13 protein-coding genes are annotated in these 13,897 nt (G+C 70.5%); 11 read left to right on the top strand and 2 right to left on the bottom strand.

What is annotated here, in order from left to right:
* Window positions 1-151 precede the first annotated feature (151 nt).
* The 7 genes from wecB to ACZ7CF_RS01125 all read left to right on the top strand — a co-directional run bounded on the left by wecB (window position 152) and on the right by ACZ7CF_RS01125 (window position 7,737).
* The gene (gene wecB / locus ACZ7CF_RS01155; RefSeq protein ID WP_458433210.1) at window positions 152-1,282 is read left to right on the top strand and encodes a non-hydrolyzing UDP-N-acetylglucosamine 2-epimerase; all 1,131 of its coding nucleotides are present in this window, start codon (window positions 152-154) and stop codon (window positions 1,280-1,282) included.
* A gap of 158 nt (window positions 1,283-1,440) precedes the next feature.
* Window positions 1,441-1,761: a hypothetical protein gene (locus ACZ7CF_RS01150; protein ID WP_360387580.1), complete on the top strand. Its 321-nt coding sequence runs from the start codon at window positions 1,441-1,443 to the stop codon at window positions 1,759-1,761.
* Between the two features lie 100 nt (window positions 1,762-1,861).
* Window positions 1,862-3,352 (top strand): hypothetical protein, encoded by a 1,491-nt coding sequence (locus ACZ7CF_RS01145; RefSeq protein WP_470368511.1) that lies wholly within the window; start codon window positions 1,862-1,864, stop codon window positions 3,350-3,352.
* A gap of 90 nt (window positions 3,353-3,442) precedes the next feature.
* Window positions 3,443-3,646, top strand: coding sequence for a hypothetical protein (locus ACZ7CF_RS01140; protein ID WP_470368510.1), 204 nt, complete (start codon window positions 3,443-3,445; stop codon window positions 3,644-3,646).
* Between the two features lie 583 nt (window positions 3,647-4,229).
* Window positions 4,230-4,964 (top strand): carbonic anhydrase family protein, encoded by a 735-nt coding sequence (locus ACZ7CF_RS01135; RefSeq protein ID WP_470368509.1) that lies wholly within the window; start codon window positions 4,230-4,232, stop codon window positions 4,962-4,964.
* 144 nt (window positions 4,965-5,108) lie between these two features.
* Entirely contained in the window at window positions 5,109-6,299 is a 1,191-nt protein-coding gene (locus tag ACZ7CF_RS01130; RefSeq protein ID WP_360387592.1) for an MFS transporter, read from the top strand.
* A 211-nt stretch (window positions 6,300-6,510) separates the two neighbouring features.
* Window positions 6,511-7,737, top strand: a complete 1,227-nt coding sequence (locus ACZ7CF_RS01125) for an MFS transporter (protein WP_458433205.1) — start codon at window positions 6,511-6,513, stop codon at window positions 7,735-7,737.
* On the opposite strand, the gene ACZ7CF_RS01120 is transcribed toward ACZ7CF_RS01125, so the two are convergent.
* Window positions 7,644-8,237: a DedA family protein gene (locus tag ACZ7CF_RS01120; RefSeq protein ID WP_360387598.1), complete on the bottom strand. Its 594-nt coding sequence runs from the start codon at window positions 8,235-8,237 to the stop codon at window positions 7,644-7,646. The genes ACZ7CF_RS01125 and ACZ7CF_RS01120 overlap by 94 nt on opposite strands.
* A gap of 135 nt (window positions 8,238-8,372) precedes the next feature.
* On the opposite strand from ACZ7CF_RS01120, the gene ACZ7CF_RS01115 reads away from it, so the two are divergent.
* The 4 genes from ACZ7CF_RS01115 to ACZ7CF_RS01100 all read left to right on the top strand — a co-directional run bounded on the left by ACZ7CF_RS01115 (window position 8,373) and on the right by ACZ7CF_RS01100 (window position 12,633).
* Window positions 8,373-9,725: a gamma-glutamyltransferase gene (locus tag ACZ7CF_RS01115; RefSeq protein WP_470368508.1), complete on the top strand. Its 1,353-nt coding sequence runs from the start codon at window positions 8,373-8,375 to the stop codon at window positions 9,723-9,725.
* Window positions 9,726-9,789: 64 nt separating this feature from the next.
* Entirely contained in the window at window positions 9,790-10,959 is a 1,170-nt protein-coding gene (locus ACZ7CF_RS01110; RefSeq protein WP_470368507.1) for a sugar efflux transporter, read from the top strand.
* Window positions 10,960-11,218: 259 nt separating this feature from the next.
* Complete coding sequence (locus ACZ7CF_RS01105; protein WP_470368506.1) at window positions 11,219-12,106, top strand: hypothetical protein; 888 nt, start codon at window positions 11,219-11,221, stop codon at window positions 12,104-12,106.
* The gene (locus ACZ7CF_RS01100) at window positions 12,103-12,633 is read left to right on the top strand and encodes a histidine phosphatase family protein (RefSeq protein ID WP_360387618.1); all 531 of its coding nucleotides are present in this window, start codon (window positions 12,103-12,105) and stop codon (window positions 12,631-12,633) included. Before ACZ7CF_RS01105 ends, ACZ7CF_RS01100 begins: the two co-directional genes overlap by 4 nt.
* Here the strand turns inward: ACZ7CF_RS01100 and ACZ7CF_RS01095 are convergent.
* Window positions 12,620-13,774: a metallophosphoesterase gene (locus tag ACZ7CF_RS01095; protein WP_360387621.1), complete on the bottom strand. Its 1,155-nt coding sequence runs from the start codon at window positions 13,772-13,774 to the stop codon at window positions 12,620-12,622. The genes ACZ7CF_RS01100 and ACZ7CF_RS01095 overlap by 14 nt on opposite strands.
* Window positions 13,775-13,897: the final 123 nt, after the last annotated feature.

Raw genomic sequence — 13,897 nt, 5'->3', positions numbered from 1 at the left:
TCTCCGTTGGTTTCGGCGAAGACGCGTTACGCCACTGAACGGGGGCCGACAATAGACACCCCTGTGCCGCAACACTTTCGAGCGATACGCCAAGCAACGCTTTCGGGTGAACGAGGCGAGTTCTTCAAGATCGATGAAGTACTTTGCCGCCGTGCGGGAAACGAACACCGTGACGATCGTGTGCGGCACCAGGCCAGAGCTGATCAAACTGGCACCACTGGTCGACCACCTCGGCAGCGCGTGCACCATGATCTACACCGGTCAGCACTACGACCGCTCGATGTACTCCCAGATCCGGCGGGACGTGCCGGAGCCGGGCGCCTTCCACGAGCTGTGCCTCGGCGGCCTGCGCCGCGGTGACCAGCTGGGCCGCGCGGTCTCCGCCGTCGACGAGGTGCTCGCCGGCCAGCGCCCCGCGGCCGTGGTGGTGCAGGGCGACACGACCTCCGCGCTGGCGGGTGCGTTGGCCGCCAACGCCTGCGACGTGCCGCTGGTGCACGTCGAGGCGGGCCTGCGCAGCTACGACCGCGCGATGCCCGAGGAGCACAACCGGGTGCTCATCGACCACCTCTCCGACCTGTGCTGCGCCCCGACCCCGTTGAACCGCCACAACCTGCTGGCCGAGGGCGTGGCCGACAGCCGGGTCGTCGTCACCGGCAACACCGTCGTCGAGGCCCTCGCCCACGCACTCCCGTCACCGGAGGAGGAGCGCACCGCGCTGGCCACCGCCGGTGTGACGCGCGACCGGTACGTCCTGGCCACGGTCCACCGCCCGGAGAACGTCGACGACGCCGCGAACCTGGAGACCGTCCTGCGCGAGCTGGGCCGCCTGCCGCTGCCGGTCGTCCTGCCCCTGCACCCGCGCACCGCGCAGCGCATCGGCGCGTTCGGCCTCGACGGCCTGCTGCCCGCGCTGCGCGTCGTGGAACCGCAGCCGTACCGCGCGTTCCTCGCCCTCGCCCAGGGCGCCGCGGTCGTCGTGTCGGACTCGGGCGGCATCCAGGAGGAGGTCAGCGTCCTCAAGCGACCCGTGGTCGTGGTGCGGCGCAGCACCGAGCGCCCGGAGATCGAGGGCACGTTCGGCACGCTCGTGCCGCCGGGTCCGCGCATCGGCACGTCGGTGCTGCGGTGGCTCGACGACGTGCCGGCCCACCGGGCGGCGCTGCGGGAGATCCCGTCACCGTACGGGACCGGGTCGCCGTCGGAGCGGATCGCGGTGGCGGTGCAGGAGATGCTGGGACACGAGCTCGGCGAGCCGGTGGCGGCGGGCATGCGCGGCTGAGGTGACGTCTTGAATCTGTCCTCTATTTGCCTTTTGTGACTTGATTTTGTCCAGTGCTGCTGTTGCACGGTGAAATTGTCGTGCAACGGTCGGCATTCCCGGCGTGCGGTCCTCATAACTTGTTCTCGGGCGGACAAAGCCCGGACGAGGGAGGACACATGATCGGAAAACTGCTGGGTTCGGCGTTGCTGGTGACGGCACTGCTCGGCGGCACGGCGGGCGTCGCGTCGGCGACCCCGGACGCGGGGGCGCTCGCCGCGCGCGGGTACGTCGACGAGGGCAACCTGCGCAAAGACCCCAACCTGGGCGCGGCACTCATCGTCACGATCCACGACCAGTGGGTGGACATCAACTGCTGGATCGACGGTGGTCCCAACGGTTTCGGGTCCAACCGGTGGTTCAAGGCGACCTACTGCGCGAACGTCGGCTACCTGAGCTCGGGCGTGGTGTCACACCAGCCGTCGGTGGGCCACTGCTGATCTCGCCGCTGCCGTGCCACCGGTGCGATCCGGCCGGTGGCACGGCGTCTTCCGGCGGATTCCCCCGAGTGGAACGCATTTTCCGTGCAACACTGCGGAAATGATCGGTAGGCGCACGCGACGAAGACAGGCGTGGCTCCTGCGGACGAATAGAATTCTCGGCCGCCGGGACGAGTTCCGATCCGCGAGGAGCTTCGCCAGGGCTTTCCGCGCCGACGGGAAAAGCGCGCTGTCGCCGTCGCAGATCACCCGGTGGGAGAAGGGCGAGTCCTTTGCCGACGGCACGGTCCTGCACCGGTACGAAGCTCTTCTGCAGGTTCCCGGTCGGATGCTCACCGTGGCGAACGAGGCAGCGCGCCGGTTCCTGAACGACGAGCAGCCGACCACCGAAGGTGGTGACCTGCCGGACGCGGCACTGCACGAGCTCCTCGACCGGGCGTGCGTCCCCGGCGCGATGGCGGGAACGGACTGGCGGGACCTGACCCGCGCGGTCGCCGCCCGGCCGGACCTGCTGCTGCACCCGCCACGCCTGTGGGCCGCGATCGCCGAGAACCTGCTGGGAGAACTGGTGATCGAGGAGCAGACGGAGTGGCTCGTCCGCCAGGAGGCCATGAGCCGACTGCTCGAACACCGGGCGAGCGCACCGCACGCCCTCGACATCTGCACCGGCATGGCGGACGACCGGGCGACGCCGGTGTGCATCGAGCCGATCTCGTTGCTGGACAACAGCGTTCTTCCGAGCGCGAGCCGGTACGTGCTCGCCCAGCTGCGCGACCCGGACGGCGTCCGGGCGTTGCACGGCGCGTTGCTCGCGGCCGTGGCCAAAGTGCGGCGCGGGCACTTCATGGTGACCGAGACCGCAGAGCTCCGGCACCTGGCCACCGCACTGCTGGCCGAGGGGCACGACCACCCGCTGGTCACCCCGATGGCCGTGGAGCTCGGCCACGTGCTGCGACTGCGCGACACCCCCGAGCCCGTGGTGGACAACCGGGTCAGCGCCCACCTCGCGCTCACCGCCCAGGCCCGGTCGGCGGCCGCGGAGCCCGGCGTGGACGAGGTGCTGGCCGAGCTCGTCGGTGAGGCCCTGTTCCGCCAGAACCCCGACGCACGGCTCTACGCCACCGCGTTGATCACCGCGACGCCCTATCGGGAACCGCTCGCCACTGCGGTCACCGACTGGCTCGCCGCAGGGGACCTGCGCGACGAGCTGCTGGTCGAACGGGGCTTGGGACTGCTCAACAAGCTGGGCGCGCCGACCCACCGCGTCCTGGTGCGCGCCCTGCTGCTCGACCCCGCGCTCTCGGCCCGCAACAGGCATGCCGCCGCATGGGCTTCCACGCACAGCCCCGGTCGGCTCGACGAGGGTGTGTGGCGGGCGATCGTCGCGACGCAGACGGCGCTGTTCCGGAACCGGCCGTCCCCGCTCGACGACGACATCCTGCGCGGTCTCGTGTACAGCATCGGCACGGACGCGCACCGGTGCCTGCTCCGCGAGATGCACGCCGACACCCGTGTTCCCGCACAGGCGCGCGCCTTGGCCGCGTGGTGGTTGCGGGTGGGGCCGGCAGGCGACTGCCGCGCCGGCGGGTAGTGCCCGGTGGGGGTGAGCACGATGCGGACACCTGTCCGCCTGCCGAGAACCCGATGAGGCGCGGTGCCGCCGTGGGTGGTGTCCACCGGTGTGAACACGACTGCGCTGTGGCGGCCGACCGGACCCGAGGAGCTGGAGCTCGTCCGGGAGTCCGGCTGGCGCGCCTGGCCGCCGCGCCTGCCCGACCAGCCGATCTTCTACCCCGTGCTGAACGAGGAGTACGCGGTCAAGATCGCCCGCGAGTGGAACGTGCCGCACAGCGGGGTCGGGTACGTGACCCGGTTTCACGTCTAGACCGGCTTCCTGCGGCGGTACCCGGTGCAGCAGGCCGGTGGGCGCACGATCCTGGAGCTGTGGGTGCCCGCGGAGGAGCTGGCCGAGTTCAACGAGCACATCGTCGGCGAGATCGAAGTGGTGCACGAGTTCCGGTGATGGACTGATGGCGTGCGGCCACGCCGCACCGGCTGCGGCACGTGGTGCCCGCGCTGCACGCCTCGGCCACCCGCGAGAGCGCACCCTGACCCGGCGCGCGTACTGGTGGGACCAGCCGGTCGCCTCGCTCCACAGCGATGTGCTCAGTGATTCAGTGCTGACTGAAAGAAAGTCGGTCGACGTTGGTTCGGTCGTAGGCGATAGTGACCATTGGGTAATTGCTCCCGATCGGAACGAAACGGGCGTCCGTAAACGGGAACTCCGAAGTTCTTGAATTCCGACTTTTGTATTGTTTGCCGCGCGCCTTTCTGAAGCGGTTCACCTGCGGTTGTGCTCCCGTATTGGGGGTTAAGTCCGATTTTTGTGCCAAAACGAAAGACGTCTCAATGAGAGCGCGAACACACTCCACTTCCTCATTTCACTCGATCGGGTGAATTGTGGCGCGATGAACCTGAAACGGTCCCTTCCGGCTCTCCTGTCGCTGGTGCTCGCCACGTCGTTCTTCGCGGCGGGCCCGGCCGAGTCGGGGACACCGAGGCAGAGTCCCGTCAACGTCACGCCCGGCGCGATCCGGCTCGACCCGCACGCGCCCAAGCTCGACGTGACCTACGGGCACTCCGCGCTGGAGTTGAAGTACGTCCGCAAGGACGCGGACAAGGCGGACGGCTGTGCGGTCCGCGACCACGAGGAGACCGAGGAGGCGGGGGTCGAGCCGGGTGCCGGTCACGTCACCGTCGCCGGTACGAGGTACGACCTCGTGCAGTTCCACTTCCACACGCCGTCGGAGCACCAGTTCTCCGGCCGGCGCTACCCGCTGGAGATGCACCTGGTGCACCGCAGCGCCGAGGGCAGGCTGCTCGTCGTCGGCGTCCCGCTGCGGGCCGGTGGACGCTCGGCCGTCGACACCGTCCTGTCGGCGTTGTCGCCGGAGTGCGGTGAGCCGGTGGACATCTCACCGATCGACCTCAACCGGTTGCTCCCCGCGAGCCACCACACGCTGCACTACACCGGTTCGCTCACCACGGCGCCGTTCACCGAGGGCGTCGAGTGGTACCTCACGGCCGAGCAGACCGTGTCGGCCGCGTCGATCGCCCGGTTCCAGGCGTTGTTCCCAGCGGGTGACGCCCGTCCCGTGCAGCCGCTGAACGGCCGGACGCTCAACGAGGTGCCGCGCATCTGAACCCACCGCTGACGAGGCCGGTCCCCGCGCAGGGGGCCGGCCTCGTCGCGTGATGGGCTTCACCGGTTCAGAAGTCGCCTGCAATTGCCCGCGTGTGCAACTATTGCTGACGCGGACAACCTACGACTTCAAGGACTGTGTGACATGCCTGTCGCTCTGCTCGCGCTCGCGATCAGCGCCTTCGCCATCGGCACCACCGAGTTCGTCATCATGGGGCTGCTGCCCGAGGTGGCGGGTGACCTGGGCGTCTCCATCCCCTCCGCGGGCCTGCTGATCTCCGGCTACGCGCTCGGCGTGGTGGTCGGTGCCCCGCTGCTGACCGTGCTGGGCGGCCGGTTGCCGCGCAAGAAGATGCTGCTGGGGCTGATGGTCCTGTTCATCGCGGGCAACCTGCTGTCCGCGGTGGCCGGGAGCTACGGCGCGCTGATGAGCGGCCGGGTGGTGGCGGCGCTGGCGCACGGCGCGTTCTTCGGCGTCGGCTCGGTGGTGGCCGCCGACCTCGTCGCACCGCACCGAAGGGCGAGCGCCATCGCGTTGATGTTCACCGGTCTGACCGTCGCGAACGTGCTGGGGGTGCCGCTGGGCACCGCGCTGGGGCAGGAGCTGGGCTGGCGCTCGACGTTCTGGGCGGTCACCGCGCTGGGCGTGGTCGGGCTGCTCGGGATCGCGTTCCTGGTGCCCCGGCAGCAGGCGCGGGCGGGTGACCTGCGCGGTGAGCTGGCCGTGTTCCGCAACCCGCAGGTCTGGCTGGCGCTGCTGATGACCGCGCTCGGGTTCGCGGGGGTGTTCGCGTCGTTCACCTACATCGCGCCGATGATGACGTCGGTGGCCGGGTTCTCCTCCGGTGCCGTGACGTGGCTGCTGGTGCTGTTCGGCGTCGGCCTGTTCGCGGGCAACCTGCTGGGCGGCCGGGCTGCGGACCGGTCGGTGCTGAAGAGCCTGGTGGTCATCCTGGTCGCGCTGGCCGCTGTGCTGACGGCGTTCGTGTTCACCGCGCACTCGCAGTGGGCCGCCGCGGTCACCATCGTGCTGTTCGGTGCCGCCGGGTTCGCCACCGTGCCGCCGTTGCAGATGCGGGTGATGCAGACCGCCGGGGGCGCGCCCGCGCTCGCGTCGGCGGCCAACATCGCCGCCTTCAACCTGGGCAACGCCGGTGGTGCGTGGCTCGGCGGTCTCGCGATCGAACGCGGGCTCGGCTACACCGCCCCGAACTGGATCGGCGCGCTGCTCGCCGTCGCCGGTCTCGCGGTCGCCGTCACCTCGATGGCGCTGGAGCGCCGCACCGTGAACGGGCGGTCGCTGGTCGGCGCCGGCGCGGCGTCCAGCCACGAATGAGCCTTCATCTCGTCTTCCCCCGGGTGTGATCTCCCCTGCGGACAGGGACACCGGGCAGACGCGTTCGGTTGCGCGCCGCAGGCGGGCCGCGTGTGAGCAGAGGCACCGGCCCGAGGCTTCTGAAGCGCGTCAGAAGAACCGTAGGATGGTTCCTGCTGCTAACTAATTCGTCCTGCGTCAGCGCCGACCGGACACCTGATCAGGAGCGAATGTGAACACCACCCGCGCCATGACCGCGCTCGCGCTCGGCGGGTTCGGCATCGGCACCACCGAGTTCGCGACCATGGGGCTGCTGCCCCAGATCGCCGCCACGTTCGACATCCCCGACTACGAGGCCGGGCACGCCATCAGCCTGTACGCGGCCGGTGTCGTGGTCGGCGCGCCGCTGATCGCGGTGCTCGGCGCCAAACTGCCGCGCAAGGGCATGCTGATCGGCCTGATGCTCGCCGTGGCGCTGGGCAACGGCCTGTCCGTCGTCGCGCAGGACAAGACCATGCTGCTGCTCTCCCGCTTCGTCGCGGGACTGCCGCACGGCGCGTTCTTCGGCATCGCGGCGGTCGTCGCCGCGACGCTCGTGGCACCGGAACGCCGCGGCACGGCGGTGGCACGGGTGATGGTCGGGCTGACCGTGGCGAACCTGGTCGGTGTCCCGCTCGCCACCGCGGCGGGCCAGCAGATCGGCTGGCGCACCGCGTACCTGTCGGTCTCGGTGATCGGCGTGGTGACGGCGCTCGCGATCGCCGCGTGGGTGCCGCGGGTGCCGCTGGACGCGGACGCGTCGATGAAGGGCGAGGTCAGGGCGTTCCGCCGGCCGACGGTGTGGTTCGCGATCTTCACCGGCATGATCGGCTTCGGCGGCATGTTCGCCGTCTACTCCTACGTCGCGCCGCTGACCACCGAGGTCGCGGGTCTGCCCGCGGGCGTGGTGCCGTGGATGCTCGCGGTGTTCGGGCTGGGCATGACCCTGGGCGCGACCTTCGGCGGCCGGTTCGTGGACCGCTCGGCGATGGGGTCGGTGTTCGGCGGTCTGGTCGCGGTCTGCGTGATCCTCGTGCTGTTCGGCTTCACCGCGACGATGCCGGTGTTCCTGTTCGGGCTGCTGTTCCTGCTCGGGTTCGTGATCCAGGTCTTGGCCGCTGCCCTGCAGATCCGCCTGATGGACGCCTCACCGGACGCGCCGGTGCTGGCCTCGTCGTCCAACCACTCGTCGCTCAACGTCGCGAACGGCGCGGGCGCGTGGCTCGGCGGCCTGGCCATCGCGGCGGGCTGGGGCTACGTGTCCACCGCGTGGGTCGGCGTCGGGCTGTCGCTGGCGGGCCTCGCGGTCGCGGTCGCGTCGGTGCTCTACGAGCGGCGGGCCTTGGACCGCGAGACCACGAACCACACGATGGCGATGACCAGCGCCGCGATGACCACCGTGGACACCCACCCCAGGTAGCGGTCGACGAGCTGGTAGTTCTCGCCCAGCGCGTACCCGGCGAGGATCAGGGCGGTGTTCCACAGCAGGCTGCCCGCCGCCGTGTAGACCGTGAACTTCACGATCGGCATCCCGGACACCCCGGCGGGGATGGAGACCAGGCTCCGCACCACCGGCACCATGCGCCCGAGGAACACGGCCTTGTTGCCGTGCTTGTCGAACCACGCGTCGGACTTGTCCACATCGGACGCGGTGACGAACGGGATCTTGTCGGCCGCCTTGCGCAGCCGCTCCAGCCCGAGCCACGCGCCCAGGCCGTAGAGGACGAGCGCACCGACGACCGAGCCGGCCGTGGTCCACAGGATCGCGGCGACCAGCGAGATCTTGCCCTGCCCCGCGGTGAACCCGGCCAGCGGCAGGATCACCTCGCTGGGCACGGGCGGGAAGACGTTCTCCAGCGCGACCGCGAGGCCCGCGCCGGGAGAGCCCAGTGCCTCCATCAGCTTCGTGATCCAGTCCATGGTTGTCGATTTACCCGTTTTGCTCCGCCTTTCAACCCCGTCGACCGATCCGGTGAGCCGCCCTGCCGGGCCGGGTGGCTCGGCGATCGTCACCGGGGCTACCGTTGACGGTCTCTTCAGTGGAGGTCGACAACGGTGCGTGGAGCGATCGCGGCGGGTCACCCGCTCACCGCAGAGGCGGGCGCGGCGCTGCTGCGCGCCGGTGGGAACGCCGTCGACGCGGCCGTCGCGGCGATGCTCACGTCGTGCGTGACCGAGCCGCTGCTCACGGGCCTGGGCGCGGCCGGGTACATGATGATCGCGTCGGCCGGGAAATCCCCTGTGCTGCTGGACTTCTCCGCCCAGGCACCCGGTCGCGGAGCCGCGGCGGAGCGGGCGCCGCTCGACCCGATCGTGGTCCGGTTCGGCGACGCCCAGCAGGAGTTCCACGTCGGCCCGTCGTCGGTCGCCGCGTTCGGGATGCCCGCCGGTGCGGCCGCCGCCGCCCGGTACGGCACGGCGCCGTTGAGCGAACTCGTGGCCACGGCGGCGAAGCACGCGCGGGAGGGCCACCGCGTGAACCGCTACCAGGCCTACGTCACCTCGATCCTGTTGCCGCTGGCCCGCAGCGCGGGGCTCACCGCGCTGTCCGAAGGCGAGCTGCTCGTGCAGCCCGAGCTCGCCGAGTCCCTGCTGCGCCTGGGACAGGACGGTGCCGAGCCGTTCTACACCGGCGACATCGCGGCCACGATCGCCGACCGCATCGGCTCCTCGGGTGGTGACCTCACGAGGGCGGACCTCGCGGCGTACGAGGTCATCGAGCGCGAGCCGTTGCACGCGCGGCACCGCGGCCGTGACGTCCACACGAACCCACCGCCCGCCGCGGGTGGTGCGTTGCTCGCGCAGATGCTGGAGACGGTGCCGGACAACCCGTCGCAGGCCGACCTGATCCGCGCGATGGCCACGCCGAAGGTGCCCCTCAACCGGCTCGGCTCGACCACGCACATCTCGGTGCTGGACGCCGACGGCACCGCGTGCTCGGTCACGACCACGAACGGCGCCGGCTCCGGCATCGCGATCGCCGGCGTGCACCTCAACAACATGATGGGCGAGGAGGAGCTCTCGCCCGACGGCTTCTTCAGCCACGCACCCGGCGACCGGCTGCCGTCGATGATGTCGCCGACCGTCGTGACCGGCCGCGACGGTGTGGAACTGGTGCTCGGCAGTGCCGGGTCCAGCCGCATCAGCGGTGCGATCCTGCAGGTGCTCGTGAACGTCCTGGACCGCGGGATGCCCGCGCAGGAAGCGGTCGACGCACCCCGCCTGCACCTGAGCGGCGACCACCTCCACGTGGAACCGGGAATTCGACCGGAAAGTGAACTGCCGATGACGTTCTTCCGCGCGCCGAACATGTTCTTCGGCGGCTGCCAGGTCGTGCAGCGCACCGGATCCGGCCTGCTCAGGGGTGGTGGAGATCACCGTCGCGACGGCGCGGTCGTCGTCGTGTGAGATGTTGCCCGCACAATGGGATATTTGGTTTCCTGATTCACCGGCCAGGAGGCAGTATCCGTTCGTGACGGCAATCAGCGAGAAAACCCCCTCGCCGCTCCTGTCCCGTTCCTTCTTCCAGCTCGCGGTGATCAGCGTCGTCACCGGTGTGTCGATGGCGTTCGCGCTGCCGTTCGGCTCGCTGTTCCTGACCTCCGAGATCGGGGTCACGCCCTTCCAGCTCGGCTTCTTCCTGCTGGCCTCACCGATCGCGTCGGTGGTCGCCAGCACGGTCATGGGCAGGCTGTCCGACGGCCGCGTGCAGCGCCGGTTCATGCTCGTGGCGGGCGGTGTCGCGGGCGCGGTCGGCTACGGCCTGTTCGCCGTGTCGCGCGACTACTGGTTCCTGCTCGGCACCTCGGTGCTGTTCATCGCGATCACCTCCTCCCTGCTGCCACAGCTGTTCGCCTATGGCCGCGCGGTCTCGCAGGGCCCGTCGATGGTCGTCAGCGTCCTGCGCACCCTGCTGTCGGTCGCCTGGGTGGCCGGTCCGCCGGTGGCCGCGCTGCTCGTGTCGAAGGTCGGCTGGTTCGGCCTGTTCGCCTCGACCGCCGCGCTGCAGCTCGGCGTGGCCGTGATCGCCTGGTTCCTGCCCGTCCCCGCCGAGACCCCGCGGGAGGTGGTCGAGGACGAGGCACCCGCCGGCCCGTCGCGCGGCCGCATCTCGGTGGTCTCGGTGGCGTTCACGTTCCTGCAGGGCTCCGTCGCGCTGGCGGTGAGCGGCCTGCCGTTGTTCGTCACCACGAACCTGGAGGGCACCGCGGGCGACGCGGGCCTGGTGATGGGCCTGTGCGCGGCGCTGGAGATCCCGATGATGCTCTGGTTCGGCGCACTGGCCAACCGCAAGTCGCTGCACATGATGGTCGTCATCGGCGCCGCGATCTCGTTGGGCTACCACGGAGTCATGCTCGTCGCCGACTCCGTCTGGCAGGTGATGGCCGCGCAGCTGCTGCACGCCACGGTCATCTCGCTGATCATGGGCGTGGGGATCACGTACTTCCAGAGCCTCGACCCCGGCCGGCCCGGTCACACCACGACGATGTTCAGCAACACGCAGATCGTGGGCACCATGATCGCGGGGCCGCTGCTCGGGGTGGCGCAGGGGATCGGGTTCCGGTCGGTGTACGCGTTCACGCTCGGGATGTGCGTGCTCGGGCTGGTGTTGCTGCTGGTGGCTGGGCGGATGAGGAAGTAGCCACCCGAAACACGGTGGTATCGGCGCGATCCGCAGGTGTGTCCAGATCGTGACCGGACTCCCGCCCCGCCACCGTTTCCCGGCGATTCGCGGACCCGATGACCGCACGTGGGACGGCCCGCGGACCAAGAGCCCGGCACACCGTGTCGACCGAACCGGCGAGCGGCTGCTACTGCGTGCGGTGGATTGAACGCGAATGACCCGTTCGTGAAACAACCACGCGTTCGGGTGGTGTTGTGCGGCTGGCACACTGCGCTGCGTGCCGACCGACTACCCCGACGACCCGACCGACGTGATGCTCGATCCCGCGTTGATCGCCGCTGTCCGCGCAAGGGGACAGGGACGTCGGGCCCTCGCGGAGGAGACCGCGCCCGCGCCGGAGGAGAAGCCGCCGGTGAAGCGGCGGCTCGTCGTGATCGCCGTCGCCGCCGCCGGGCTGGTCGTGGCCGGCATCGCGGTCGTGGGGCTGAGCGAGCCCGGTGCGCCGACCGAGGCGATGCCCACGCACAGCTACCTGCCCGGCGCGATCACGCCCGCGGAGGACCTGCCGGTGGAGTCCTCGGCGAGCACGGACCCGATGTTCGCTTCCTCGGCGCTCGGGCTGGTGCCGACCACGACCACGCCGCCGCCCGCTCCGCCGCCGCCTCCCGTCGAGCGCGCGCCCAGCGGTGCCAAGACGGTGACGTCGGGGCCGGGGTGCGGGGGCTACCGCAGCGTCGGGTCCTACCGGGACGGGCGGCGGGGCTGGGTCGAACACGGCGACGGCAGGTGCGGGTCGGCGTTCGTGTCGGTGCCGATGTCGGGTGACGCGCGGCGGGACGACTCGTCGTCCTACGCGATGTGGACGTTCGCCGCCGCCGGCACGTGCGAGGTGTCGGTGCACGTGCCCGGCGGGGACCTGACCGCCGTCGGCGGTAACCCGACCGTGTACTTCGTGTACGACCGCAACGGGGTCGGGGGCGCGCCGGTCGCGTCGTTCGCGATCAAGCAGGTCGACCGGCGCGGGCAGTGGGTCGCCGCCGGCAGGTTCCGGAGCAGCGGAACCCTGACGGTGCAGCTCCTCAACCGAGGTCAGGACTGGAACCGCCGCGGACCGACATACGCCCATCACGCCGCAAGTGCCGTCAAGGCACACTGCACGTCGTGACGAGAGATCTCCACCTGGTCCGGCACGGCGAGGCGACGAAGGACGAGACGCGGCTCACCGCGCACGGGCGCAGGCAGTCCGAGCTGCTCGCGGAACGGTTGCGGGGCACCGGGTTCGCCGCCGTGCACCACGGTCCACTGCCGCGGGCAGCCGAAACCGCGTCGATCATCGCCGAGGTGCTGGGGGTGCCCTGCCGGGCCGAGGCGGCCGCCGACGACTTCGTGCCGCACTTCGTCCCCGACCACGACGAGTTCTTCGACCGGTTCCCCGAGTCCGAGCGCACCCGCGGGCCCGCGCTCGCGCACGAGGCCGAGACCCGCTTCGCCCGGCCGGGTGACGGCCCGGTGCTGGTGGTGACGCACGCGTTCCTGATCAGCTGGCTCGTCCGCGACGCGCTCGACGCCGCACCCGAGCAGTGGCTGACGCTGGACAACGACAACGCCGCCCTCACCGTCATCCGCTACACGGCCGGCCGGTCACCGCGGCTGGTCAGGTTCAACGACACCGGGCACCTCATGCGGCCCTGAGCGTCAGCAGGGTGATCTCGCTCGGTGCGAACACCCGCATCGGCGGGCCCCAGAAACCGGCACCGCGGCTGGTGTAGAGCTGCGTGCGGTCGCTGTGCCGGCTCAGGCCCGCCACCACCGGCTGCTGCAACCGCACCAGGTGGTGGAAGGGCCAGATCTGCCCGCCGTGGGTGTGACCGGACAGCTGCAGGTCCACGCCGGCCTCGACGGCCTTGCGGATCTCGGAGGGCTGGTGGGCGAGCAGCACCACCGGGTCGCCGGCCTCGGTGCCGCGCAACGCGAGCGCGAGGTCGGCGGCGTGGCCGGGCTCGCCGGAGTGGTCGGCGGTGATGTCGTCGATGCCCGCGAACACCAGGCGGGCACCGCCGCGTTCGAGCACCACGTGCTCGTTGTGCAGCGCCTTCCAGCCCAGCCGGGTCATGAGGTCGATCCAGCCCTGGGCGTTGGAGTAGTACTCGTGGTTGCCGGTGATGTAGAACCGGTGCGCCGCCGTGACGTCACCCAGCGGCGTCGCCTGCTCCAGGCGCTGCTCGGCGGTGCCGTCGGCGATGTCACCGACGTGCACGGCCACGTCGGCGTTCAGCTCGTTGACCGCGTCGACCATGCCCCGCGACCACTTCGCGCGGTTGATCGCGCCGTAGTGGGTGTCGGTGACGACGGCGACGGTCAGCCCGTCGAACGCCGGGTCGAGGCGGGGGATCGTCACGTCCTGGCGCTTGACCCGCGGCACCCGCATGGCCTCGTGCACGCCGTACGCCGTCACGGCGACGATGAGCACCGCCAGCAGCACGGCGATGAACCGCGCGCGGAACGGGTTCTCCACACCGGCCAGCGCCAGCACCAGCCGCACCACGTCGGTGAGCAGCGTCCAGACGAACGCGATCCACACGAACCCCAGCAGGAAGTGCGAGATCCGCGCGGCGCGGTCGGAGTTCCTGCGGGTGAACAGCACGATCATGCTGATCGCCGCCGCGGCGAACACGACGGCCGCGATCGGCCGCACCGGCCCCGGCCACTGCGCCGACGCCGCGAACAGGCCCTCGAACGGCACCCAGAACAGCAGCGTCGTGACGCTGAGGAGGACGAGCGTGAACACCACCCGCCGTACCGTGATGCGGGGGCGGGCCACGGTGGTCGTCATCGCTGATCCTCCAGGGGTTGGGCTGACAACTCATGTCAACGCCCGGAGGTGTCATTTGTACGCCGCGCGACGGAAGGTTTCGCGCTGAGCAGAACTGCCCGATGAGCCACGTCGCAGTTTCGC

The sequence above is a fragment of the Lentzea sp. NPDC036955 genome (assembly GCF_055608005.1).
The sequence above is the reverse complement of the archived record's forward strand: the minus strand, read 5'-3'. Positions and strand labels throughout refer to the sequence as shown.

What these genes read in the sequence shown, in the direction of transcription:
- ACZ7CF_RS01130 (WP_360387592.1), top strand. Translation starts at nt 5,109, where the DNA reads ATGCCTGTCGCTCTGCTCGCGCTCGCGATCAGCGCCTTCGCCATCGGC.
- ACZ7CF_RS01120 (WP_360387598.1), bottom strand. Translation starts at nt 8,237, where the DNA reads ATGGACTGGATCACGAAGCTGATGGAGGCACTGGGCTCTCCCGGCGCG.
- ACZ7CF_RS01095 (WP_360387621.1), bottom strand. Translation starts at nt 13,774, where the DNA reads ATGACGACCACCGTGGCCCGCCCCCGCATCACGGTACGGCGGGTGGTG.
- ACZ7CF_RS01145 (WP_470368511.1), top strand. Translation starts at nt 1,862, where the DNA reads ATGATCGGTAGGCGCACGCGACGAAGACAGGCGTGGCTCCTGCGGACG.
- ACZ7CF_RS01135 (WP_470368509.1), top strand. Translation starts at nt 4,230, where the DNA reads ATGAACCTGAAACGGTCCCTTCCGGCTCTCCTGTCGCTGGTGCTCGCC.
- ACZ7CF_RS01150 (WP_360387580.1), top strand. Translation starts at nt 1,441, where the DNA reads ATGATCGGAAAACTGCTGGGTTCGGCGTTGCTGGTGACGGCACTGCTC.